23 protein-coding genes are annotated in these 21,805 nt (G+C 63.4%); 12 read left to right on the top strand and 11 right to left on the bottom strand.

Features of this window, described 5'->3' with window-relative positions; all coding sequences use genetic code 11:
• The first annotated feature begins 123 nt into the window (after nt 1-123).
• From HWQ56_RS02015 to ntrC, 4 genes are all read left to right on the top strand, one after another.
• On the top strand, nt 124-657 hold the full coding sequence (locus HWQ56_RS02015; RefSeq protein ID WP_158156298.1) for a DUF4124 domain-containing protein: 534 nt from the start codon (nt 124-126) through the stop codon (nt 655-657).
• A complete protein-coding gene (locus HWQ56_RS02010) occupies nt 654-1,250 on the top strand; it encodes a DUF4124 domain-containing protein (RefSeq protein WP_176569666.1) in 597 nt (198 codons plus the stop codon). The genes HWQ56_RS02015 and HWQ56_RS02010 overlap by 4 nt, the downstream gene beginning before the upstream one ends.
• Before the next feature lie 271 nt (nt 1,251-1,521).
• The gene (glnL, locus tag HWQ56_RS02005; protein WP_158156294.1) at nt 1,522-2,607 is read left to right on the top strand and encodes a nitrogen regulation protein NR(II); all 1,086 of its coding nucleotides are present in this window, start codon (nt 1,522-1,524) and stop codon (nt 2,605-2,607) included.
• Complete coding sequence (gene ntrC, locus HWQ56_RS02000) at nt 2,604-4,040, top strand: nitrogen regulation protein NR(I) (protein ID WP_158156292.1); 1,437 nt, start codon at nt 2,604-2,606, stop codon at nt 4,038-4,040. Before glnL ends, ntrC begins: the two co-directional genes overlap by 4 nt.
• A 518-nt stretch (nt 4,041-4,558) precedes the next feature.
• Here the strand turns inward: ntrC and HWQ56_RS01995 are convergent.
• Nucleotides 4,559-4,999: a hypothetical protein gene (locus HWQ56_RS01995; RefSeq protein ID WP_176569665.1), complete on the bottom strand. Its 441-nt coding sequence runs from the start codon at nt 4,997-4,999 to the stop codon at nt 4,559-4,561.
• On the opposite strand from HWQ56_RS01995, the gene trmL reads away from it, so the two are divergent.
• Nucleotides 4,998-5,453: a tRNA (uridine(34)/cytosine(34)/5-carboxymethylaminomethyluridine(34)-2'-O)-methyltransferase TrmL gene (trmL, locus tag HWQ56_RS01990; RefSeq protein WP_176569664.1), complete on the top strand. Its 456-nt coding sequence runs from the start codon at nt 4,998-5,000 to the stop codon at nt 5,451-5,453. The genes HWQ56_RS01995 and trmL overlap by 2 nt on opposite strands.
• A gap of 71 nt (nt 5,454-5,524) precedes the next feature.
• Here the strand turns inward: trmL and secB are convergent, their stop codons facing one another.
• From secB to HWQ56_RS01975, 3 genes are read right to left on the bottom strand one after another with little or no spacing between them, the layout of a single operon-like run.
• Nucleotides 5,525-6,019 carry a protein-export chaperone SecB gene (gene secB / locus HWQ56_RS01985; protein WP_158156286.1) on the bottom strand — a complete coding sequence of 165 codons (495 nt, stop codon included), beginning with the start codon at nt 6,017-6,019 and terminating at the stop codon, nt 5,525-5,527.
• A 40-nt stretch (nt 6,020-6,059) separates the two neighbouring features.
• Nucleotides 6,060-6,314, bottom strand: coding sequence for a glutaredoxin 3 (gene grxC / locus HWQ56_RS01980; protein ID WP_176569663.1), 255 nt, complete (start codon nt 6,312-6,314; stop codon nt 6,060-6,062).
• 1 nt (nt 6,315) lies between these two features.
• Complete coding sequence (locus HWQ56_RS01975; protein WP_158156282.1) at nt 6,316-6,729, bottom strand: rhodanese-like domain-containing protein; 414 nt, start codon at nt 6,727-6,729, stop codon at nt 6,316-6,318.
• A 210-nt stretch (nt 6,730-6,939) separates the two neighbouring features.
• Here HWQ56_RS01975 and gpmI point away from each other — a divergent pair, with 210 nt between their 5' ends.
• From gpmI to HWQ56_RS01955, 4 genes are all read left to right on the top strand, one after another.
• Nucleotides 6,940-8,475 carry a 2,3-bisphosphoglycerate-independent phosphoglycerate mutase gene (gene gpmI / locus HWQ56_RS01970; protein WP_176569662.1) on the top strand — a complete coding sequence of 512 codons (1,536 nt, stop codon included), beginning with the start codon at nt 6,940-6,942 and terminating at the stop codon, nt 8,473-8,475.
• Nucleotides 8,476-8,599: 124 nt separating this feature from the next.
• Nucleotides 8,600-9,880: a murein hydrolase activator EnvC family protein gene (locus tag HWQ56_RS01965; protein ID WP_158156278.1), complete on the top strand. Its 1,281-nt coding sequence runs from the start codon at nt 8,600-8,602 to the stop codon at nt 9,878-9,880.
• Between the two features lie 95 nt (nt 9,881-9,975).
• Entirely contained in the window at nt 9,976-11,325 is a 1,350-nt protein-coding gene (locus HWQ56_RS01960; protein ID WP_158156276.1) for a S41 family peptidase, read from the top strand.
• Nucleotides 11,325-12,116: a divergent polysaccharide deacetylase family protein gene (locus tag HWQ56_RS01955; protein WP_176569661.1), complete on the top strand. Its 792-nt coding sequence runs from the start codon at nt 11,325-11,327 to the stop codon at nt 12,114-12,116. The genes HWQ56_RS01960 and HWQ56_RS01955 overlap by 1 nt, the downstream gene beginning before the upstream one ends.
• Nucleotides 12,117-12,134: 18 nt before the next feature.
• On the opposite strand, the gene HWQ56_RS01950 is transcribed toward HWQ56_RS01955, so the two are convergent.
• The 7 genes from HWQ56_RS01950 to HWQ56_RS01920 all read right to left on the bottom strand — a co-directional run bounded on the left by HWQ56_RS01950 (nt 12,135) and on the right by HWQ56_RS01920 (nt 17,849).
• Nucleotides 12,135-12,890, bottom strand: coding sequence for a substrate-binding periplasmic protein (locus HWQ56_RS01950; RefSeq protein WP_176569660.1), 756 nt, complete (start codon nt 12,888-12,890; stop codon nt 12,135-12,137).
• 81 nt (nt 12,891-12,971) lie between these two features.
• Nucleotides 12,972-13,742: an imidazole glycerol phosphate synthase subunit HisF gene (hisF, locus tag HWQ56_RS01945; protein ID WP_176569659.1), complete on the bottom strand. Its 771-nt coding sequence runs from the start codon at nt 13,740-13,742 to the stop codon at nt 12,972-12,974.
• Nucleotides 13,743-13,752: 10 nt separating this feature from the next.
• Nucleotides 13,753-14,490 (bottom strand): 1-(5-phosphoribosyl)-5-[(5-phosphoribosylamino)methylideneamino]imidazole-4-carboxamide isomerase, encoded by a 738-nt coding sequence (gene hisA / locus HWQ56_RS01940; protein WP_158156268.1) that lies wholly within the window; start codon nt 14,488-14,490, stop codon nt 13,753-13,755.
• Nucleotides 14,491-14,530: 40 nt separating this feature from the next.
• A complete protein-coding gene (locus HWQ56_RS01935; RefSeq protein WP_027979891.1) occupies nt 14,531-14,785 on the bottom strand; it encodes a DUF2164 domain-containing protein in 255 nt (84 codons plus the stop codon).
• On the bottom strand, nt 14,785-15,423 hold the full coding sequence (gene hisH, locus HWQ56_RS01930) for an imidazole glycerol phosphate synthase subunit HisH (protein ID WP_158156266.1): 639 nt from the start codon (nt 15,421-15,423) through the stop codon (nt 14,785-14,787). Before hisH ends, HWQ56_RS01935 begins: the two co-directional genes overlap by 1 nt.
• Nucleotides 15,423-16,016 (bottom strand): imidazoleglycerol-phosphate dehydratase HisB, encoded by a 594-nt coding sequence (hisB, locus tag HWQ56_RS01925; RefSeq protein ID WP_008367877.1) that lies wholly within the window; start codon nt 16,014-16,016, stop codon nt 15,423-15,425. The genes hisH and hisB overlap by 1 nt, the downstream gene beginning before the upstream one ends.
• 168 nt (nt 16,017-16,184) lie before the next feature.
• Nucleotides 16,185-17,849, bottom strand: a complete 1,665-nt coding sequence (locus HWQ56_RS01920; RefSeq protein WP_158156264.1) for an OFA family MFS transporter — start codon at nt 17,847-17,849, stop codon at nt 16,185-16,187.
• 317 nt (nt 17,850-18,166) lie between these two features.
• Between HWQ56_RS01920 and HWQ56_RS01915 the strand changes: the two genes are divergently transcribed.
• The 3 genes from HWQ56_RS01915 to HWQ56_RS01905 are packed head-to-tail and all read left to right on the top strand — an operon-like array spanning nt 18,167 to nt 21,734.
• Nucleotides 18,167-20,401, top strand: a complete 2,235-nt coding sequence (locus HWQ56_RS01915) for an AsmA family protein (protein ID WP_176569658.1) — start codon at nt 18,167-18,169, stop codon at nt 20,399-20,401.
• The gene (mutY, locus tag HWQ56_RS01910) at nt 20,398-21,465 is read left to right on the top strand and encodes an A/G-specific adenine glycosylase (RefSeq protein WP_176569657.1); all 1,068 of its coding nucleotides are present in this window, start codon (nt 20,398-20,400) and stop codon (nt 21,463-21,465) included. Before HWQ56_RS01915 ends, mutY begins: the two co-directional genes overlap by 4 nt.
• The gene (locus HWQ56_RS01905) at nt 21,462-21,734 is read left to right on the top strand and encodes an oxidative damage protection protein (RefSeq protein WP_008367870.1); all 273 of its coding nucleotides are present in this window, start codon (nt 21,462-21,464) and stop codon (nt 21,732-21,734) included. The genes mutY and HWQ56_RS01905 overlap by 4 nt, the downstream gene beginning before the upstream one ends.
• The last annotated feature ends 71 nt before the right edge of the window (nt 21,735-21,805 follow it).

Raw genomic sequence — 21,805 nt, 5'->3', positions numbered from 1 at the left:
ACGCGGCCGGGTCCGCTGCTACAGGGGAAGCGGGCCATCTGGCGCAACTGCGCCCGGCCATTCTGTTCTATGCTGCGAGCTTGGCCCGCCGGGCCCTCTTTCCATGGTCGACAGGAAGCGCTCATGCGTTCATGCCTCATCTGGTTACTGATGCTGGTGGCCCTGCCCGCAGCCGCCCAGATCTACAAATACACCGATGCCGAGGGCAATACCGCCTATTCCAACCAGCCGCCCCAGGGCACGCCGGCCCAGACGGTAGAACTGCCACCACTCAACAGCGTGCAGCAACAGGCTCCCGTGGCGCCAATGGCGCCTCCACCGCGCCAGCGCAACGACAATAACGTGCAGGCCTACCGCACCTTGCAACTGACTGACATTCCCAGCGAGGAAGCCCTGCGCGCCAACAACGGCACCTTTACCGTAGGCGTGCTGATCGACCCGCGCCTGCGCCCCGAACACCGCCTGCGCCTGCTGCTGGACGACCAGCCCTACGGCCAGCCCACCAATGTGCCGCGCCTGCAGTTGGTCAACATCGACCGCGGCGACCACAGCCTGGCGGTGCAGGTACTGCTCAACGACCGAGTGGTGCAACAGAGCCCCACTGTCACCTTCACCCTGCAACGCTTCCACCTGCCCCCTGCCGGAAAACGCCCATGAACCGCCTGCTGTTGGCTGCCCTGCTGCTGGTGATGTCAGCCAGTGCGGCGGCCGAGGTCTATACCTATGTCGATGCCCAGGGCAACCGGGTCTATACCGACAAGCCCCACGCCAATGCCACCCGGGTGGACATACGCCCAAGCAACAGCATGACCGCCACTCCGCCGCCGCCCACGCCGGCACGCAAGGCCAAGCGCAAACAGGCCATCGCCCACTACGACATGCTGCGCATCCTCATCCCTGAGCCCGATGCCACCATTCACGATGGCGGTGGCAACATGATCGTCACCGTCACCAGTGAACCGGTGCTGATGCCCAACCACGGTTATCGCTTGCTGCTCGACGGCAAGGTCATCGCCGGCCCAACCGTGAGCCCGGTGTTCCCCTTGCAGAACATTGACCGCGGCACGCACCAACTTGCGGCGGAGATCATCGATAACCAGGAAACGGTGATTGAACGCACGCCAGCGCAGCCTTTTCACATGCAACGGATTTCGCTGATCCAGAAGCGTCGCATCAACCCCTGCACGGCAGAAGACTACGGTGTGCGCCCGGAATGCCCGCTGGCAGACAAGCCAGAGGACGACGACTGAGCGACGGGCTATAGTGAACGCCTGCCGCTTCATTTTGGTGCATGAAAAGCCTGGTTTTATGCACGCCCAGCCCATTTTGGGTCAAACCTGAACGAGACAACCGGGGCGGCGTCATTTAATGAGCAGGGAAAGCGCTATTTTTCGTTGGCCGCGCTTCTTTTCGGAGCCTTGGTTTGGTTCTTGCATTTTAGTTGTATCAGCGGATTACCAGCCCGCGCCGCTTCGGACCGAAACCCGGCGGCCGTGAGCCAAAAGAGGTCAACGACAGCAAATGACCATCAGTGATGCACTGCACCGACTGCTACTGGACAACCTGACCACCGCCACCATTCTGCTCAATGCCGAACTGCGCCTGGAGTACATGAACCCGGCTGCAGAGATGCTGCTGGCCATCAGCGGCCAGCGCAGCCATGGGCAATTCATCAGCGAACTGTTCACCGAGTCGGCCGAAGCCCTCAACTCCTTGCGCCAGGCCGTGGAACAGGCACACCCGTTCACCAAGCGCGAAGCCATGCTGACCGCGCTGACCGGGCAGACCCTGACCGTGGACTATGCGGTAACCCCCATTCTGAGCAATGGCGCTACCCTGCTGCTGCTGGAGGTGCACCCACGCGACCGGCTGCTGCGCATCACCAAGGAGGAGGCCCAGCTGTCCAAGCAGGAAACCACCAAGATGCTGGTGCGTGGCCTGGCACACGAAATAAAGAACCCGCTGGGCGGCATTCGTGGCGCCGCGCAACTGCTGGCCCGAGAACTGCCCGAGGAAAGCCTCAAGGACTACACCAACGTCATCATTGAAGAGGCTGACCGCCTGCGCAACCTGGTGGACCGCATGCTGGGTTCCAACAAGCTGCCCTCGCTGGCCATGACCAACGTGCACGAAGTGCTGGAGCGTGTATCGAGCCTGGTGGAAGCCGAGGCACAAGGTGGCATCACCCTGGTGCGCGACTATGACCCGAGCATTCCGGACGTGCTCATCGACCGCGAGCAGATGATTCAGGCCGTGCTCAATATCGTGCGCAACGCCATGCAGGCCATCAGCGGCCAGAATGAGCTGCGCCTGGGCCGCATCAGCCTGCGCACCCGTACCATGCGCCAGTTCACCATTGGCCACACCCGCCACCGGCTGGTGACCAAGATAGAAATCACCGACAACGGACCCGGTATCCCGGCCGAGCTCCAGGAAACCATCTTCTACCCGATGGTCAGTGGGCGCCCCGACGGCACAGGCCTGGGCCTGGCCATTACCCAGAACATCATCAGCCAGCACCAAGGGCTGATCGAGTGTGAAAGCCACCCTGGCCACACCACCTTCTCGATCTTCCTGCCGCTGGAACAAGGAGCTGCTTCGTCATGAGCCGTAGTGAAACTGTCTGGATCGTCGATGACGACCGTTCCATCCGTTGGGTACTGGAAAAAGCCTTGCAACAGGAAGGCATGACCACCCAAAGCTTCGACAGTGCCGATGGCGTGATGAGCCGGCTGGCCCGCCAGCAGCCCGATGTGATCATCTCCGACATCCGTATGCCGGGTGCCAGCGGCCTGGACCTGCTGGCGCGCATCCGCGAGCAGTTCCCGCGCCTGCCGGTGATCATCATGACCGCCCATTCGGACCTGGACAGCGCCGTGGCGTCGTACCAGGGCGGTGCGTTCGAATACCTGCCCAAGCCGTTCGACGTGGACGAAGCCGTGGCACTGGTCAAGCGCGCCAACCAGCACGCCCAGGAGCAGCAGGGCCTGACCGAAGTACCAACCCTGACGCGCACCCCGGAAATCATCGGCGAAGCGCCGGCGATGCAGGAAGTTTTCCGCGCCATCGGCCGCCTCAGCCACTCCAACATCACCGTGCTGATCAACGGTGAATCGGGTACCGGTAAAGAACTGGTGGCCCACGCGCTGCACCGCCACAGCCCGCGCGCCGCCTCGCCGTTCATTGCCCTGAACATGGCCGCCATCCCCAAGGACCTGATGGAGTCCGAGCTGTTCGGCCACGAAAAAGGAGCGTTCACCGGCGCGGCCAACCTGCGTCGCGGCCGCTTTGAGCAAGCCGACGGCGGTACCCTGTTCCTGGACGAGATCGGTGACATGCCGGCCGACACCCAGACCCGCCTGCTGCGCGTGCTGGCCGACGGCGAGTTCTACCGTGTGGGCGGCCACACCCCCGTGAAGGTAGACGTGCGCATCATCGCCGCGACCCACCAGAACCTGGAAACCCTGGTGCATGCTGGCAAGTTCCGCGAAGACTTGTTCCACCGCCTCAACGTCATCCGCATCCACATCCCGCGCCTGTCAGACCGCCGTGAAGACATTCCGACCCTGGCCAAGCACTTCCTCAGCCGCGCCGCCCAGGAGCTGGCCGTGGAGCCCAAGCTGCTCAAGGCCGAGACCGAGGAATACCTGAAAAACCTGCCATGGCCCGGCAACGTGCGCCAGCTGGAAAACACCTGCCGCTGGATCACGGTGATGGCGTCGGGGCGCGAAGTGCACATCGGCGACCTGCCGCCCGAGCTGCTCAGCCTGCCGCAGGATGCCGCCCCCGTGACCAACTGGGAGCAGGCCCTGCGCCAATGGGCCGACCAGGCCCTGGCCCGCGGCCAGTCCAGCTTGCTGGACAGCGCGGTGCCAAGCTTCGAGCGCATCATGATCGAGACCGCCCTGAAGCACACCGCCGGCCGCCGCCGCGACGCCGCCGTGCTCCTGGGCTGGGGCCGCAACACCTTGACGCGCAAGATCAAGGAGCTGGGCATGAAGGTCGACGGTGGGGATGACGATGAGGGCGACGACGCCTGATCCGCCGTACCGTTAAAAAGAGCCCGCCAGCGACCCTGGCGGGCTTTTTCATGCCAGCTCCCACAGTGTGCACCGCGCATTTTTCGTGCACCGGCAGAAGGCATTTTTGCCCTGCTTCAGGTAAAAAATGGCCTGCCGCCCACCCTTCAGAAAAATACCTTTCGTCACCCAACCCACGAAATACAAGGGCTGCGGGCCTGGGGATCACAAAACCGCAACCTCATGAGCGCATTTTTTCAAAACTGGCACGCACGCTGCAATGTAGTAAGGGCAAAGGCAAGAACAGCGACACACCCAGTTTTGGGGTCCTTGGTACAGGCAGGCCGGGGAATCCCCTCTTTACACCGGGACGCGCAGCCCTCGACGAGCGCGGCGGTCCCACACCCGTTTTGGGGACCTTGGTACAGGCAGGCCGGGGATTCCCCTTCTTTACAACGGGGCGCGCAGCACGCGACCAGCGCTGCGTTCCCATCCCGCTTTTGGGGACCTTGGTACAGGCAGGCCGGGGATTCCCTCTTTTATTCCTCCCGGAGGCTGAGCTTCAGCCTCCAGCGCCCTTCCTCTTTCTCACCGCTGATATCCCCCTGCAAGGGGCGCGCCGCGATCACGTTCAGCAACAGGCCGCTGTCTCCCGGCTGGGTACGCCAGTTGGCCTTCTTGCCGTCGATGTCCACCTGGCCGCTACGGGTCAGGCCATGGGCCTGGAACTGCACCACCAGGGCACCGTCCACGGTGGTGGTCTGCACCTTGGGCTCGGCGGTGAACCACAGCACCAGGGCCGCGGGCTCCTCCTCGATCTTGATCAATTCCAGGGTATCGGGGTTGGTCAGTTTGCCGATCATCAGGCCCACCATCAGGCCAATCAGCGCCAGGGAGAACAGTACGCGCGGGAACAGGCTCGGACGCGGGTCCGGTTCAGGGGTAGAATGCTGCCCGTCTTTCAGTTCGGAGCCGTGCATGTTTCACGTCATCCTTTTTCAACCAGAGATACCGCCCAATACAGGCAACATTATACGGCTATGCGCCAACAGCGGCTGCCACCTGCACTTGATCGAACCGATCGGCTTCGAGCTCGATGACAAGCGCCTGCGCCGGGCCGGGCTCGATTACCATGAGTACGCCACGCTCAAGCGCCACGCCGACCTCGCCAGTTGCCTGGAGTCGCTGGGCAACCCGCGGCTGTTCGCGTTCACCACCAAGGGCTCCAAGCCGTTCTACGAAGTAAGCTTCGCCGACGGCGACGCCTTCCTGTTCGGCCCGGAAAGCCGCGGCCTGCCGCCCGAGGTGCTGGACCCGCTGGGCAGCGACCAGCGCCTGCGCTTGCCGATGCGCGAGGGCTGCCGCAGCCTGAACCTGTCCAACACCGTGGCCATCGCGGTGTACGAAGCCTGGCGCCAGCTGGGTTTCGCCTGAGGCTCTACCGCCTGACGGCAGCAGCTACAAAAAAAGCGCCCCGTGGGGCGCTTCTGGCGTGGCGGCAGGGGTTACTGCAGCGACGGCTTCGGCGCTTCGCCAGCTTCCTGCATGCGCTGCAGCTCTTGCGCGTACAGGGCGTCGAAGTTCACCGGGGCCAGCATCAGGGCCGGGAACGAACCACGAACCACCAGGCTGTCCAGGGTTTCGCGGGCGTACGGGAACAGGATGTTGGGGCAGAACGCACCCAGGGTGTGGCTCATGGACGCGTCGTCCAGGTTCTTGATCAGGAAGATGCCAGCCTGCTGCACTTCTGCGATGAAGGCTACTTCTTCGCCGTTCTTCACGGTGACCGACAGGGTCAGTACCACTTCGTGGAAACCTTCTTCCAGCGCCTTCTGGCGGGTGTTCAGATCCAGGGCGACGCTCGGCTCCCACTGCTGACGGAAGATGGCCGGGCTTTTCGGCGCTTCGAACGACAGGTCGCGCACGTAGATGCGCTGCAGGGAGAATTGCGGGGCGTTGGCTTCTTCGGTAGCCGCGCCGGTGTTCTGTTGATCAGTCATCGCAGATCCTTCTTACATTAAGTCGTAACGTGGTTTGAATTCAGGCCTGGAGCAGCACGTCGAGCTTGCCGGCGCGCTCCAGGGCGTACAGATCGTCACAGCCGCCTACATGGCGCTCGCCGATCCAGATCTGGGGGACCGAAGTGCGGCCGGCCTTCTGGGCCATGGCAGCGCGAACCTGCGGCTGGCCGTCGACACGGATTTCTTCGAAGGCAACACCCTTGCTTTCCAGCAGGGCCTTGGCCCGCATGCAGTAGGGGCACCAATCGCTGGAGTAGACGACGACGTGGCTCATTTCACTTTACCAGTGGGAGATTGTCAGCACGCCAGCTGGAAACACCACCTGACAGTTTTGCCGCGTTGTAGCCCGCTTTCAGCAGTTCGCGCGCCGTGGTGCCCGCGTGCTGGCCGATGCTGTCGACGATGATCAGGGTCTTGCCCTTGTACTTTTCAAGCTCCGCCATGCGCGCGGCCAGCTTGTCCTGAGGAATGTTCAGGGCGCCGACGATGTGGCCGGTGGCGTAGTCTTTCTTGGCGCGAATGTCGATGACCACGCCCTGCTCGGCATTGACCAGCGCGGTCAGCTCACGTGGGCTCAGGCTTTTGCCGCCACGGCTCGCTTCCAGCGCAAGCAGCATGATCAGCAGGATGGCGAAAGCGCCGACGAGCAGATAGTGATTTGTGGCGAATTGAAGCAGGTGATCGACCATCAGCAAATTCCAGGGCGTTAAAATGTCGGCCAGTATACACAGCCGTCAAAGTGGGCCAAAGCCCGCCGGGCGCAACCTTCATGGAACCGGGCCCCCAGGGCCTTGTCTGTGGTTCATAAGTGCGATTGATGAAGGTTATTCGCAAGCGTCGGCCACTATGCCCTAAAATACGCTTCTCCTTTTCCCTCTGACATACCCGCGAGTGGATCTATGACAACCACGCCTAAACCTTTGGTCCTGATCATCCTGGATGGTTTCGGTCACAGCGAAAGCCACGACTACAACGCTGTCTATTCGGCCAGGAAGCCGACGCTCGACCGCCTGACCAAGGAAATGCCCAACGGCCTCATCTCCGGCTCCGGCATGGACGTGGGCCTGCCCGACGGGCAAATGGGCAACTCCGAGGTGGGCCACATGAACCTGGGTGCCGGCCGCGTGGTGTATCAGGATTTCACCCGGGTGACCAAGGCCATCCGCGATGGCGAGTTCTTCGAGAACCCCACCATCTGCGGTGCCGTGGACAAGGCTGTCAACGCTGGCAAGGCCGTGCACATTCTCGGCCTGCTGTCGGACGGCGGCGTCCACAGCCACCAGGACCACATCGTGGCCATGGCCGAGCTGGCCGCCAAGCGTGGCGCCGAGAAAATCTACCTGCACGCCTTCCTGGACGGCCGTGACACCCCGCCCAAAAGCGCCGAAGGCCCGCTGGAGCTGATGGACAAGACCTTCGCCCGCCTGGGCAAGGGCCGCACCGCCAGCATCATTGGCCGCTACTTCGCCATGGACCGCGATAACCGCTGGGACCGCGTGGCCGCTGCCTACGAGCTGATCGTCGACGGCACCAGCGCCTACGACGCCGCCACTGCCGTCGATGGCCTGAAGGCTGCCTACGAGCGCGGCGAAAGCGACGAATTCGTCAAGGCCACCAGCATTGGCGACAAAGTGCGCGTCGAAGATGGCGACGCCGTGGTGTTCATGAACTTCCGCGCCGACCGTGCCCGCGAGCTGAGCCGCGTGTTCGTCGAAGACAACTTCGCCGATTTCCCGCGCAAGCGCCAACCGAAAACCGCCGGTTTCATCGGCCTGACCCAGTACTCGGCAAAGATCCCGGCGCCAGCCGCGTTCGGCCCCAGCAGCCTGCACAACGTGCTGGGCGAGTACCTGGCCGCCAACGGCAAGACTCAGCTGCGCATCGCCGAAACCGAAAAATACGCCCACGTGACCTTCTTCTTCTCCGGCGGCCGCGAAGAGCCGTTCCCGGGCGAAGAGCGCATCCTGATCCCGTCGCCGAAGGTCGCCACCTATGACCTGCAGCCGGAAATGAGCGCCCCCGAGGTCACCGACAAGATCGTCGACGCCATCGAAAACCAGCGCTTCGATGTGATCGTGGTCAACTACGCCAACGGCGACATGGTCGGCCACAGCGGCGTGATGGACGCGGCGATCAAGGCCGTGGAGTGCCTGGACACCTGCGTGGGCCGCATCGCCGCCGCGCTGGAGAAAGTGGGCGGCGAAGCGCTGATCACCGCCGACCACGGCAACTGCGAGCAGATGGAAGACGAGTCCACCGGCCAGGCGCACACCGCGCACACCACCGAGCCGGTGCCCTTGATCTATGTGGGCAAGCGCAAGCTCAAGGTACGCGAAGGCGGGGTGCTGGCTGATGTGGCGCCCACCATGCTGTACCTGATGGGCCTGCCCAAGCCGGAAGAAATGACAGGCCACTCGATCCTGAGCGAAGGCTAAGCTCATTGCGGGGGCCACGGCCCCCGCCCTGGATGAAACGTCGGGCAGTTGCCCCATGGACGTTTTTTTTGCAGCTCGCGGCGGGCATACTAAGCCCGTCTCCACATTGGTATCGCCCACCCCCATGCTTCGCGCACTGATAGCCCTAGCCCTGACCTGCCTGCTGAGTACGGCCTACGCCGACGACCGTGAGCAAACCCAACAGCAGTTGGACGCCACCAAGCAGGACATCGCCGAGCTGAAGAAACAACTCAGCCAGGTGCAGGAACAAAAGAACGGCGTGCAGAAAGACCTGCGCGGAACTGAAACCCAGATGGGCAAGCTGGAAAAGCAGGTGGAGGCCCTGCAACAAGAACTAAAAAAGACCCAAGGCGAGCTGGATCGCCTGGCCCTGCAAAAAGATCAACTCCAGCACAGCAAAACTGAACAACAGCACCTGATCGCCATCCAGGCCCGTGCCGCCTACCAAGGCGGCCGCCAGGAATACCTCAAGCTGTTGCTCAACCAGCAGAACCCGGAGAAATTCGCCCGGACGCTGACCTATTACGACTACATGAGCAACGCGCGCATGGCGCAGCTCAAGCAGTTCAACGAAACCTTGCGCCAGCTGGGCAATGTCGAGAAAGACATCGCCGGCCAGCAGGCCCAGTTGCTGGCCCAGCAAAGCAGCCTGGACAGCCAGCGCCAGGACCTGGACAAGGTGCGCAAGGAACGCCAGGCCGCCCTGGCCAAGCTCAACGACAGCTACAAGCAGCAGGACCAGAAGCTCGCCGCGCGCCAGCAGGACCAGGAAGACCTGGCCAAGGTACTCAAGACCATTGAGGAAACCCTGGCGCGCCAGGCCCGCGAAGCCGAGGAAGCGCGGCAGAAGGCCCTGCTGGCGCAGCAGGAAGCCGAACGTCAGCGCCAGCGTGAAAACGCCCAGGCCAACGCGGATGATGAACCAAAACGGCCCAAAACCGTGCCGGGTGCACTAGTCTCCAGTGGCGGTGCCAATTTTGGCGGGCCATTTGCTGCGGGCCGGGGAAAACTTCCATGGCCTGTCGATGGTCGACTGTTGGCGCGTTTTGGTGAAACTCGCGGCGATGACGCCCGCACCAAGTGGGATGGTGTCATGATCAGTGCACCGGCCGGCACCCAGGTGCGGGCGGTACACGGTGGCCGGGTAGTGTTCGCCGACTGGTTGCGCGGCGCAGGACTTCTGGTCATTCTCGACCACGGGGACGGCTATTTGAGCCTGTATGGGCATAACCAGAGCCTGCTCAAGGGCGCTGGTGACGTAGTGAAAGCCGGCGAGGCCATCTCGACGGTAGGCAGTAGTGGTGGGCAGGACACGCCGGCGCTGTATTTTGCCATTCGCCAGCAAGGTCGCCCCAGCGACCCTGCACAATGGTGCCGCGGCTGACGCGGGTACCGACAACAAGGGCGTTATGGCCGTCGTGACCGACGGCACGCCGATGCCCCGAAAGGCGCAAAACCAGGATTAGGAGTTCGTTCGTCATGCTGCACTTGCCCCGCCTTACCTCGCTGGCCCTGACGATCGCCGTGGTGATCGGCGCCCCACTGGCCCGCGCCGCCGAGCCCGCGCGCCTGGCCGCCACCACCACGACTGCCCCTGCGCCCGCCACCGCACCCGTGGACCCCGCCAAGGCACCATTGCCCCTGGACGAGCTGCGCACCTTCGCCGAGGTGATGGACCGCATCAAGGCCGCCTACGTGGAACCGGTGGACGACAAGACCCTGCTGGAGAACGCCATCAAGGGCATGCTCAGCAACCTTGACCCGCACTCGGCCTACCTGGGCCCGGAAGACTTCCAGGAGTTGCAGGAAAGCACCAGCGGCGAATTCGGCGGCCTGGGCATCGAAGTCGGCGTGGAAGATGGCTTCATCAAGGTGGTGTCGCCCATCGACGACACTCCGGCCAGCAAGGCAGGCATCGAGGCCGGCGACCTGATCGTGAAGATCAACGGCCAGCCCACCCGTGGCCAGACCATGACCGAGGCCGTGGACAAGATGCGCGGCAAGGTCGGCGAGAAAATTACCCTGACCCTGGTACGCAGCGGCGGCACACCGTTTGACGTGACCCTGGCCCGCGCCATCGTGCAGGTCAAGAGCGTCAAGGCGCAGATGCTCGAAGACGGTTACGGCTACATCCGCATCACCCAATTCCAGGTCAAGACCGGCGAGGAAGTCTCCAAGGCCCTGGCCAAGCTGCGCAAGGACAACGGCAAGAAACTCAACGGCCTGGTACTGGACTTGCGCAACAACCCAGGCGGCGTGCTGCAAGCCGCGGTCGAAGTGGTGGACCACTTCATCAGCAGCGGCCTGATCGTGTACACCAAAGGCCGCATCGCCAACTCCGAGCTGCGTTTCTCGGCCACCGGCCACGATGAAAGCGACAGCGTGCCATTGGTAGTGCTGATCAACGGCGGCAGCGCCTCGGCTTCCGAAATCGTCGCTGGCGCGCTGCAGGACCACAAGCGCGGCGTGCTGATGGGTACCGACAGCTTCGGCAAGGGCTCGGTGCAGACCGTGCTGCCGCTGGCCAACGACCGCGCGCTAAAAATCACCACGGCGCTGTACTACACGCCCAACGGCCGCTCCATCCAAGCCCAGGGCATCGTGCCGGACGTGGAAGTACGCCAGGGCAAGCTCACCAACGACCAGGACGACGAGAACTTCAAGGAAGCCGACCTGCAGGGCCACTTGGGCAACGGCAACGGCGGCGCCGACCGCCCTTCGGCCAAGAACCCGATCGGCAAGGCCAAGGCCCGCCCGCAAGACGGCGACTTCCAGTTGAGCCAGGCGCTGTCGCTGCTCAAGGGCCTGAGCGTCACCCGCAACAAGTGATGCCTCTACGCGCGGTCCTGCTCGCCCTGTGCTGCCTGTCCGGCCTGGCCCATGCCGCGCCGGACAATAGCGACGCCAAGCCCCGCAAGGCCTACTTCACGCTGATCATCGATGACCTGGGGCAGAACCAGCCCCGGGACAGCCGCGCCCTGGCGCTGCCTGGCCCGGTCACGCTGGCGGTGATGCCCGACACCCCCCATGCCGCCGATTTCGCCCGCCAGGCGCACAAGGCCGGCAAGACCGTGATCGTGCACATGCCCATGGACCCCGCCACCGGCCCATTCGCCTGGCACCCTGACCTGCCCATGGACGAACTGCGCACACGCCTGCAAGCCGCCCTCAAGGCCGTGCCCTATGCCGCGGGCATGAACAACCATGAAGGCAGCAAGATGACGTCGCAACCCGAGGCCATGGCCATGCTGATGGGCGAACTGCAGGCGCGCAGCCTGTTCTTCGTCGACAGCCGCACCAGCGCCGCCACCGTGGCAGCCGCCAAGGCCCAGGCCATCGGCCTGGCCCATGTTTCGCGGGACGTGTTCCTGGACGATGTGCGCACTCCCGAAGCGGTTGCCAAGCAACTGCAGACGGCCATCGCCCATGCGAAGAAATTCGGTTCGGTAGTGGTCATCGGCCACCCTTACCCGGTGACCCTGGACATGCTGGAACGCGAGCTGCCCAACTTGAAAGCCAACGGCATCGACTGGATTCCCATCCGCCAGATGATCGCCCAGCGGGCCAACCGCGCCATGCCGGCCCACGGCAAGGACGGCACTTACACGCCACGGCCGTAATCAGCGCAACGGGGCGACTTACAGATAGCGGTTGAGAATGTCGTCCACACGGCCTTCGGCGCGTAGCTGGTCTAGGGCCTGCTGCAGCCTGGCCACCACTTCGTCCGGTACCGCCTTGTTCAACGCCAGGTAAAGCTCGGCGCTGTTGAAGCGCAGCACCGTCTTGAGGTTGCTCACCCCTTCGAGCCGCGCCAGGTAGCGGCCGGCCGGGTCGCCCGTGGCCCACACGTCGATCTCGCCATCCATCAGCTTCTGGGCATTGTCCTGGTCACGCAGGGCAATGACCGGGTGCAGGCCCAGGCGGCCCAAGGTCTCTGCAATGGCGTCGCCTTTGTAGGCGCCGATCTTCAGGTGCCGGGCCTGCTCCAGCCTGTCGAACTTGAGCTTGCTGTCCGGGCGTGCCAGCAGAATCCAGTCATCCGGCCCGATGGGCCCCACCCACTTGAACGATTGTTCACGCTCGGGCAGCCGCGCGGTGACGAACACCCCATAGTCGGGGTTCTGCATGGCGAGCTTGTAGATGCGGTCCCAGGGGAAGCGCAGGGTCATGCTGTAGGCAATACCGGCGCGCTTGAACATCTCGCGCACCACATCGGCGGCGATGCCCTGGATGTTTTCCTCCCGGGCAAAGTTCTTGCCGTCGGCGGCCATGTTATAGGGCGGGAAGTTTTCGGTGAGCAAGACCAGCGAATAGTCAGCTGGCACCTCGGCACGAACACCCGCGGCGAACGCCAGGCAGACGCTGGCCAACAAGACAAACACGCATCGCTTCATGACAGTCGAGCCCCGAATCCATGGCACTACCGACTGTAGGCGCCGACTTGCCAGCGCCTACACCCACCTTTCACAACCGGGTCAGCGAACCACGATACCGCGCTGAGCCATGTACGCCTTGGCTTCCGGCACGGTGTATTCACCGAAGTGGAAGATGCTGGCGGCCAGTACCGCGCTGGCGTGGCCTTCGAGCACGCCATCGGCCAGGTGTTGCAGGTTACCGACGCCGCCCGAGGCAATCACCGGAATGCCCAGAGCATCGCTGATGGCACGGGTGACGCCCAGGTCGAAACCATTCTTCATGCCGTCCTGGTCCATGCTGGTCAGCAGGATCTCACCCGCCCCCAGGGCCTCCATCTTCTTGGCCCACTCCACGGCGTCCAGGCCCGTGGGCTTGCGGCCGCCGTGGGTGAAGATTTCCCAGCGCGGGGTTTCACCCGGCGCGGAAACCTTCTTGGCGTCGATGGCCACCACGATGCACTGGGAACCGAAGTGCTGGGCGGCCTCGCCTACGAACTCTGGTTTGAACACCGCCGCGGTGTTGATGGACACCTTGTCGGCACCGGCATTGAGCAGGTTGCGGATGTCCTGCACGGTGCGCACGCCACCGCCCACGGTCAGCGGGATGAACACCTGGCTGGCCATGCGCTCCACGGTATGCAGGGTGGTATCACGACCGTCGACGCTGGCGGTGATGTCCAGGAAGGTGATTTCGTCCGCACCCTGCTCGTCGTAGCGACGGGCGATTTCCACCGGGTCACCGGCGTCGCGGATGTTCTCGAACTTCACACCCTTCACTACACGGCCGTTGTCCACGTCCAGGCAAGGGATGATGCGTTTGGCCAGCGCCATGGGTCAGTCCTCAGCCTTGGTAGGAATCGCAGAACGCCTGGGCTTCGGCGACGTCCAGGGTGCCTTCGTAGATGGCACGGCCCGTGATGGCGCCGATGATGCCAGGGGCCTTGGCGTCCAGCAGGGCCTTGATGTCGCCCAGGTTGTGGATGCCGCCGGAAGCGATGACCGGGATCTTGGTGGCCGCCGCCAGGGCAGCGGTGAACGGTACGTTGCAGCCCTGCATCATGCCGTCTTTGGCGATGTCGGTGTAAACGATGGCGCTGACGCCGTCGGCTTCAAAACGCTTGGCCAGGTCGATGACCTGCACGCTGCTCACTTCAGCCCAGCCGTCGGTGGCGACGAAACCGTCCTTGGCGTCCAGGCCAACGATGACCTTGCCCGGGAAGGCCTTGCAGGCCTCGGCCACGAACTCGGGCTGTTTCACGGCCTTGGTGCCGATGATCACGTAGCTCACGCCCGCTTTCACGTAGTGCTCGATGGTTTCCAGCGAGCGGATGCCGCCGCCGATCTGGATCGGCAGCTGCGGGTAGCGCTTGGCGATGGCGGTGACCACTTCGCCATTGACCGGCTGGCCTTCGAAGGCGCCGTTCAGGTCGACCAGATGCAGACGGCGGCAGCCGCCCTCCACCCACTTGGCAGCCATGCTCACCGGGTCATCGGAGAACACTGTGGAATCTTCCATGCGGCCCTGGCGCAGACGTACGCAGGCACCGTCTTTAAGATCGATAGCGGGAATAATCAGCATCTGGCAAACCTTCAATTCGATTTTTCAGCGATGCTCGAGATCAGTTTTTCTCGAGCGCCCACAGGTCGCTTTCAATGCTCTCGAAACGCTCCTTGAGGTGCGCCTGAACATCGAAAATCGCCCTGTTGTAATAGTGCGGAGCAATTTCTCGGGTAAACAGCTCAAGAATCTCCGCCGCCTCGAACGACCCCAGGTCCAGCTCGAAGCGGTCCTCCATGAAGCGTTTGATCTTCGTGGTGGCCTGGCTTTCCTGCTCGGGGGTGAGCGTGAGGATCGGCGGTTTCTTCTTGCTCATTACCAGCGGCCATCCCAGGCGGCGAAGTTCTGCAGCAGTTGCAGGCCATGGGTATGGCTCTTCTCCGGGTGGAACTGCACGGCAAAGCGCGAGCCTTCGGCCAGGGCGGCGGCGAAGTCGACGCCGTAATGCCCGCGGCCAACCACCTGGTTGGCCTTGGCGGCGGCAATGTAGTAGCTGTGCACGAAGTAGAAGCGCGCCTGGTCCGGAATGTCATGCCACAGCGGGTGGTTCACCGACTGGCTCACTTCGTTCCAGCCCATGTGCGGCACCTTCAGGTGCGCGCCGTCTTCGTGCAGGTCCTTGCCGAAGAACTTCACATTGCCGGGGAACAGGCCGATGCAGTCCACGCCGTCGTTCTCTTCGCTATGGTCCAGCAGGGCCTGCATGCCCACGCAGATGCCCAGGAACGGGCGGTCCTGGCTAACCTCGCGCACCAGGCTGTCGAAGCCCAGGCGCTTGATCTCGGCCATGCAGTCGCGAATCGCGCCCACGCCAGGGAACACCACGCGGTCGGCCTCGCGGATCACCGCGGCGTCGCTGGTGATCAGTACCTTGCCGGCCCCCACGTGCTCCAGGGCCTTGGCCACCGAGTGCAGGTTGCCCATGCCATAGTCGATAACCGCTACTGTCTGCATTACAGGCAACCTTTGGTGGAAGGCATCTGCCCGGCCATGCGTTCATCCAGGGTGATGGCCATGCGTAGGGCGCGACCAAATGCCTTGAACACGGTCTCGATCTGGTGGTGGGTGTTGTGGCCACGCAGGTTGTCGATGTGCAGGGTCACATTGGCGTGGTTGACGAAGCCCTGGAAGAATTCCTGGAACAGGTCCACGTCGAAGCCGCCAACGCTGGCGCGGGTATAGGGCACGTGCATCTGCAGGCCCGGGCGGCCGGAGAAGTCGATGACCACGCGCGACAGGGCTTCGTCCAGCGGCACATAGGCATGGCCGTAGCGGAAGATGCCTTTCTTGTCGCCGATGGCCTGGTTGAACGCCTGGCCCAGGGTGATACCCACGTCTTCCACGGTATGGTGGTCGTCGATATGCAGGTCGCCCTTGCACTCGATATCCAGGTCGATCAACCCGTGGCGGGCGATCTGATCGAGCATGTGTTCAAGGAAGGGAACCCCGATATCGAATCGGGCCTTTCCGGTGCCATCCAGGTTGATCGAGGCTTTGATCTGGGTTTCCAGAGTGTTGCGCTCGACGGACGCCTTACGTTCGGCCATCACCAGCTCCGCAAAATCATTGGGCGAAAAAGGCAGACATTATAGGCCGTGCGGGCAGCAAACAGAAACAAAAGGCTTACATGAACTGACCGGTGAGAACACTTCAGCGGCCAAGGGTGCTGCACGCACCCTGAGGGACACAGGGTGCGTGCAGGTGACGCTGGCTTATCAGTGGAACAGCACAGCGGTCTTCTGCAGCGTCACGATCACGCCCCATGCCAGCGGAATACCCACCACCAGCCAGGCCAACACCGCCAGAGGCCGGGTGCCTGGCGCGGCTTTCCACTCCAGCACGGTGCGGCTGTCGGCGCCCTTGTCATGGCCCAGCGCCTGCTCGGCGGCCAGTTGCTCTTCGGTCATGAAGTGCTTGTCAGCCACCGGTCGCACCAGCGCATTGCACACGAATCCCAGCACCAGCAGGCCCGCCAGGATGTACAGGGTGATGTCATACACCGCGGCGCGCGGTACGCCCACGCTCAACTGGTACTCGCGCAGGTAGTTCACCAGCACCGGGCCCAGCACCCCGGCTGCCGCCCAGGCGGTCAGCAGGCGGCCGTGGATGGCGCCGACCATCTGCGTGCCGAACAGGTCGGCCAGGTAGGCCGGCACGGTGGCGAAACCACCGCCGTACATGGACAGCACCACGCAGAACGCCGCCACGAACAGCGCGACATTGCCCAGGTGACCCAGGTTCGGCACCAGCGCGTACAGCGCACAGCCCAGGGCGAAGAACACGAAATAAGTGTTCTTGCGGCCTATCAGGTCCGAGCAGGACGCCCAGAAGAACCGCCCACCAATGTTGAACAGGCTCAACAGCCCGGTGAAGCCGGCGGCGATGGCGCCGATCTGCGCCAATTGCGCGGCATTCAGTTGGCTGAAGGTCAGGTCGACACCCAGCAGCTTGCCACCGAACACTTCCTGCAGCAGTGGCGAAGCCATGCCCAGGATGCCGATACCCGCCGATACGTTAAGGCACAGCACCAGCCATACCAAGGCGAACTGCGGGGTTTTCCAGGCCACGCTGACGTGGACATGGCGGTGGGTGATCATGGCATTGCTGGCCTTTTTCACCGGCGGGGTCCAGCCCTCGGGCTTCCAGCCGGTAGGCGGCACCCGGTAGGACAGTGCGCCACCGATCATGAACACGAAGTAGATCGCCGCCATGGCCACGAAGCTTTGCCACACGCCCACGCTGTCCGGCGTCGCGAAGTGGCCCATCAGCGCCGCGGCCAGTGGCGCACCCACCATGGCACCGCCGCCAAAGCCCATGATCGCCATGCCGGTCGCCATGCCGCGCTTGTCCGGGAACCACTTGATCAGTGTCGACACCGGCGAAATGTACCCCAGCCCCAGGCCGATACCGCCGATCACACCGGAGCCCAGCCACATCAGCACGATCTGGTGGGTGTACACCCCCAGCGCCGAAATCAGCAAGCCGCCACACCAGCACAGGGCCGACACAGTACCTGCCTTGCGCGGGCCGGCGTGTTCCAGCCAGCCGCCCCAGATGGCCGCCGAGCAGCCCAGGAAGATGAAGAACAGGGTGTAGATCCAGCCCAGCATGGAAATCGGCCAGTCGCAGCCGGTGGCGAACATTTGCTCGAAAAAGCCCATGTCGGTCGGGCAGGCAGTGGCCGCGGTGACCCCGATGGCCTTGGACAACGGCAGCCAGAACACCGAGAACCCATAAGCCATGCCGATGCACAGGTGAATGGCCAGGGCCGCCGGTGGTACCAGCCAGCGGTTGAAACCTGGCCGGGCGATGATGCGCTCCTTTGAGAAGAAGGCCGGCCGTTCGCTGGCGATCCCCCCTGATGTGACTGTGCTGCTCATTTTTATCATTCCCCCTTGGATTTTTTTTGCTCGATGGCCCCGGGTGGCCGCCCACGACCTTGAAGCACGCAGGCCTTCAGTCGTCTTATCGGCACCACCGGACATTTCGCGACCATTGATAGCGCTTATCGGCTCATCGAGGCGGCAGAGAGTATCACCCGAGGGTTACAGTGAAGGCTATTCGCCACCTGCATTTGGTAGAAACATCACGAAACAAGGATCTGAACAAGCTGGCTGGCCAGCGGGTGCCCTGCCCGCCATCTTGGGGCGCTATACTCGCGGGCTGAATTTGAATCCAACACTACAAGGACTCGCCCATGAAAGCGTTCGGCAAAATCCTGGGGCTGTGTTTTCTCGGGCTGTTGCTGATCCTGGTGGCGCTCGGCTTCGCCGTGACCCACTTTTTCGATCCCAACGACTACAGAGACGAGATTCGCAAGCTGGCCCGCGACAAGGCCCATGTCGAGTTGACGCTCAACGGTGATATCGGCTGGAGCCTGTTCCCGTGGCTGGGCCTGGAGCTGCACGACGCCAGCATCGCGACCCTGCAAAACCCCAGAACGCCGTTCGCCGACCTGCAGATGCTGGGGCTGTCCGTGCGCGTGCTGCCGCTGCTGCGCCGCGAAGTGCAAATGAGCGACGTGCGCGTCGAAGGCTTGAACCTGACGCTGACCCGCGACGAGAACGGCCACGGCAACTGGGAAGACATCGGCAAGGCGTTGCCCCGGGAACCGGCCGCCGGCGAGCTGCAGGCACCCAACGTCGCCAATGCCGAGCAACCGCCCGCCAGCGCGCCGGACAAGGCCGACCGGCCCGTGAAGCTGGACATCGACAGCCTGACCGTGAACAACGCCAGCGTGCACTTCAGCGATGCCAAGACCGGTCGCGAGCTGACCGCCGAAAGCATCCAGCTAAGTACCGGCGCCGTGCACGACGGTATCGACATTCCGGTCAAGCTCACCGCGTTCCTGGGCACCAACCAGCCGAACCTGCGCGCGCGCACCGAACTCAATGGCCAATTGCGCATGGAGCGCGCGCTGAAGCGCTACCAGTTCAGCGACATGAAGCTGTCGGGTGAAGCCAGCGGCGACCCGCTGCAAGGCAAGACCGTGACCTACTCGGCCCAGGGCAACCTCAACGTCGACCTGGCCGCCAATGTCGCCAACTGGGAGAACCTGAAACTGTCGTTCAACCAGCTGCGCGCCTTGGGCGACCTCAGTGCCCGTGACCTGAGCACCGAGCCCAAGGTCGCGGGCGGCCTGTCCATCGCTCAGATGAACCTGCGTGCCTTCATGGACGGCCTCAACCAGCCGCTGCCGGCCATGGCCGACGGCAGCCTGAGCCAGTTCGAAATGGTCGCCCGCCTGGAGGGCACCCGCAACAGCCTGGCGTTGAACGACCTGGCGGTGAAACTGGATGGCAGCAGCTTCGCTGGCAACCTGGCGATCACCGATTTCGCCAAGCAGGCACTGCGCGTTCAGTTGCGCGGCGACAGCTTCGACGCCGACCGCTACCTGAAACCCAAAAGCGCCGAGGCCTCCAGCGCCGGTGCGGCCCGCGATGCCGAGGTCAAAACCACCGAGGCCACCGCCATTGGCGGCGCTGGCGACACGCCGCTGCCCAACGCCCCCACCCAGGGCGCCTGGAGCAACGACACCCTGCTGCCCGTGGAACGCCTGCGCAAGCTGAACCTGCAAGGCGACCTGAGCTTCACCAAGCTGGTCATCAACCAGTGGCCGATCGACAACGCCACGCTCAAGGTCCAGGGCCAGGACGGCCTGATTACCCTGGAAAACCTGGCGGGCGGCCTCTACGACGGCAGCTTCAGCACCAAGGGCAGCCTGGATGCGCGCCCCGAGAAGCCATTGGTAGCGCTGCAAACACAACTGACCAAGGTGCCGGTGGAGCACTTCATCAAGGGCAAGAACGGCAGCGCGGCGCCGCTGCGCGGCCTGATGACCCTGAACAGCAACCTGACCGGCACCGGCACCAGCCAGAAGGCACTGATCGACAGCCTCAACGGCACCGCCAACTTCGACCTGACCGACGGCGTGCTGGTCAACGCCAACCTGGAGCAGCAGTTGTGCCAGGGCATCGCCACCCTCAACCGCAAGAGCCTGACCGGCACCCCGCGGGGCAAGGACACGCCCTTCCAGGAACTCAAGGGCAGCGTGGTGGTGCGCAACGGCGTCGCCAGCAACCCGGACCTGAAAGTGCGTATACCGGGCCTGACCGTGAACGGCGATGGCGACATCGACCTGCGCGTGCTGGGCATGGACTACAAGGTGGGCGTGGTCATCGAAGGCGACAAGAGCGACATGCCCGACCCGGCCTGCCAGGTCAACGAACGTTTCGCCGGCCTTGAATGGCCACTGCGCTGCCGCGGCCCGATCGAACTGGGGGCCAAGGCCTGCCGTATCGACCGCGACGGCATAGGCAAGGTAGCAGCCAAGGTGGCCGGCGACAGGATCACCGAAAAACTGGAAGAAAAATTCGGCGACAAGGTCAGCCCCGAGCTGAAAAACACGCTGAAAGGTCTGTTCAAACGATGAACCCAGAGCAATTTTCCACCGCGGTACTGGAATGGTTCGACCGCAACGGCCGTCACGACCTGCCCTGGCAACAGGGCATCACCCCCTACCGGGTGTGGGTGTCGGAAATCATGTTGCAGCAGACCCAGGTCAGTACCGTCCTCAATTACTTCGACCGCTTCATGGCCTCGCTGCCCACGGTGCAGGCCCTGGCCGAGGCGCCGGAAGACGAAGTGCTGCACCTGTGGACCGGGCTTGGCTACTACACCCGAGCGCGCAACCTGCAGAAAACCGCGAAGATCGTCGTCGAGCAATACGGCGGCGAATTCCCCCGCGACGTCGAGAAGCTGACTGAGCTACCCGGCATTGGCCTGTCCACCGCCGGCGCCATCGCCAGCATCAGCATGGGCCTGCGGGCACCCATTCTCGACGGCAACGTCAAGCGCGTGCTGGCTCGCTACACCGCCCAGGAAGGCTACCCCGGCGAACCCAAGGTGGCGAAACAGCTGTGGGCCAATGCCGAGCGTTACACCCCCCACACGCGGGTGAACAACTACACCCAGGCGATGATGGACCTGGGCGCCACCTTGTGCACCCGCACCAAGCCCAGCTGCCTGCTGTGCCCGCTGGAATCAGGCTGCCAGGCACACATGCTGGGCCTGGAAATACGCTACCCGGTGCCCAAGCCAAAAAAGGCGGTGCCGCTCAAGCACACCCTGATGCCGCTGCTGATGAACCGCGAGGGCGCCATTCTGCTGTACCGCCGCCCGTCCAGTGGCTTGTGGGGCGGGCTGTGGAGCCTGCCTGAGCTCGACCGCTACGAAGACATCGAGCATTTGACCCAGCAGCACGCCCTGGCCATGGACGCCCCACGCGCCCTGGAGCCCTTGACCCACACCTTCAGCCACTTCCAGCTGGCCATCGCGCCGTGGCTGGTGCCCGTCAAGGAGTCGGCCCAGCACGTGGCCGAGGCCGACTGGCTCTGGTATAACCTCGCCACCCCGCCGCGCCTGGGCCTAGCCGCCCCGGTGAAGAAGCTGCTCAAACGCGCGGCCGATGCCTTGAATGCAGGAGAGTTGTCATGACCCGCACCGTGATGTGCCGCAAGTACAAAGAAGAACTGCCAGGCCTGGAGCGCCCGCCGTACCCGGGCGCCAAGGGCCAGGACATCTTCGAACACGTTTCCCAGAAAGCCTGGGCCGATTGGCAGAAGCACCAGACCCTGCTCATCAATGAAAAACGCCTGAACATGATGAACGCCGAAGACCGCAAATACCTGCAAGGCGAGATGGACAAGTTCTTCAGCGGCGAAGACTACGCCCAGGCCGAAGGCTACGTGCCACCGAGTGAATGAGCGCTGGAAAACGTAACCGAAGGAATTAATTAAAAATTTTTGCGATCTTGCTTGACGCAAGGTCGAAAAAG

The organism is Pseudomonas eucalypticola, assembly GCF_013374995.1.
Taxonomy (GTDB): domain Bacteria; phylum Pseudomonadota; class Gammaproteobacteria; order Pseudomonadales; family Pseudomonadaceae; genus Aquipseudomonas; species Aquipseudomonas eucalypticola.
This window is presented reverse-complemented; position numbering and strand designations above follow the sequence as displayed.

Bases quoted from the DNA above. Each gene is read 5' to 3' on its own strand.
- glnL (WP_158156294.1), top strand. From the start codon at position 1,522: ATGACCATCAGTGATGCACTGCACCGACTGCTACTGGACAACCTGACC.
- mutY (WP_176569657.1), top strand. From the start codon at position 20,398: ATGAACCCAGAGCAATTTTCCACCGCGGTACTGGAATGGTTCGACCGC.
- HWQ56_RS01960 (WP_158156276.1), top strand. From the start codon at position 9,976: ATGCTGCACTTGCCCCGCCTTACCTCGCTGGCCCTGACGATCGCCGTG.
- HWQ56_RS01935 (WP_027979891.1), bottom strand. From the start codon at position 14,785: ATGAGCAAGAAGAAACCGCCGATCCTCACGCTCACCCCCGAGCAGGAA.
- HWQ56_RS01975 (WP_158156282.1), bottom strand. From the start codon at position 6,729: ATGGTCGATCACCTGCTTCAATTCGCCACAAATCACTATCTGCTCGTC.
- HWQ56_RS01965 (WP_158156278.1), top strand. From the start codon at position 8,600: ATGCTTCGCGCACTGATAGCCCTAGCCCTGACCTGCCTGCTGAGTACG.
- trmL (WP_176569664.1), top strand. From the start codon at position 4,998: ATGTTTCACGTCATCCTTTTTCAACCAGAGATACCGCCCAATACAGGC.
- HWQ56_RS01905 (WP_008367870.1), top strand. From the start codon at position 21,462: ATGACCCGCACCGTGATGTGCCGCAAGTACAAAGAAGAACTGCCAGGC.
- HWQ56_RS02015 (WP_158156298.1), top strand. From the start codon at position 124: ATGCGTTCATGCCTCATCTGGTTACTGATGCTGGTGGCCCTGCCCGCA.
- hisB (WP_008367877.1), bottom strand. From the start codon at position 16,016: ATGGCCGAACGTAAGGCGTCCGTCGAGCGCAACACTCTGGAAACCCAG.
- HWQ56_RS01995 (WP_176569665.1), bottom strand. From the start codon at position 4,999: ATGCACGGCTCCGAACTGAAAGACGGGCAGCATTCTACCCCTGAACCG.
- hisH (WP_158156266.1), bottom strand. From the start codon at position 15,423: ATGCAGACAGTAGCGGTTATCGACTATGGCATGGGCAACCTGCACTCG.
- ntrC (WP_158156292.1), top strand. From the start codon at position 2,604: ATGAGCCGTAGTGAAACTGTCTGGATCGTCGATGACGACCGTTCCATC.
- HWQ56_RS01920 (WP_158156264.1), bottom strand. From the start codon at position 17,849: ATGAGCAGCACAGTCACATCAGGGGGGATCGCCAGCGAACGGCCGGCC.
- HWQ56_RS01950 (WP_176569660.1), bottom strand. From the start codon at position 12,890: ATGAAGCGATGCGTGTTTGTCTTGTTGGCCAGCGTCTGCCTGGCGTTC.
- hisA (WP_158156268.1), bottom strand. From the start codon at position 14,490: ATGCTGATTATTCCCGCTATCGATCTTAAAGACGGTGCCTGCGTACGT.
- HWQ56_RS01915 (WP_176569658.1), top strand. From the start codon at position 18,167: ATGAAAGCGTTCGGCAAAATCCTGGGGCTGTGTTTTCTCGGGCTGTTG.
- secB (WP_158156286.1), bottom strand. From the start codon at position 6,019: ATGACTGATCAACAGAACACCGGCGCGGCTACCGAAGAAGCCAACGCC.
- hisF (WP_176569659.1), bottom strand. From the start codon at position 13,742: ATGGCGCTGGCCAAACGCATCATCCCTTGCCTGGACGTGGACAACGGC.
- gpmI (WP_176569662.1), top strand. From the start codon at position 6,940: ATGACAACCACGCCTAAACCTTTGGTCCTGATCATCCTGGATGGTTTC.
- HWQ56_RS02010 (WP_176569666.1), top strand. From the start codon at position 654: ATGAACCGCCTGCTGTTGGCTGCCCTGCTGCTGGTGATGTCAGCCAGT.
- HWQ56_RS01955 (WP_176569661.1), top strand. From the start codon at position 11,325: ATGCCTCTACGCGCGGTCCTGCTCGCCCTGTGCTGCCTGTCCGGCCTG.
- grxC (WP_176569663.1), bottom strand. From the start codon at position 6,314: ATGAGCCACGTCGTCGTCTACTCCAGCGATTGGTGCCCCTACTGCATG.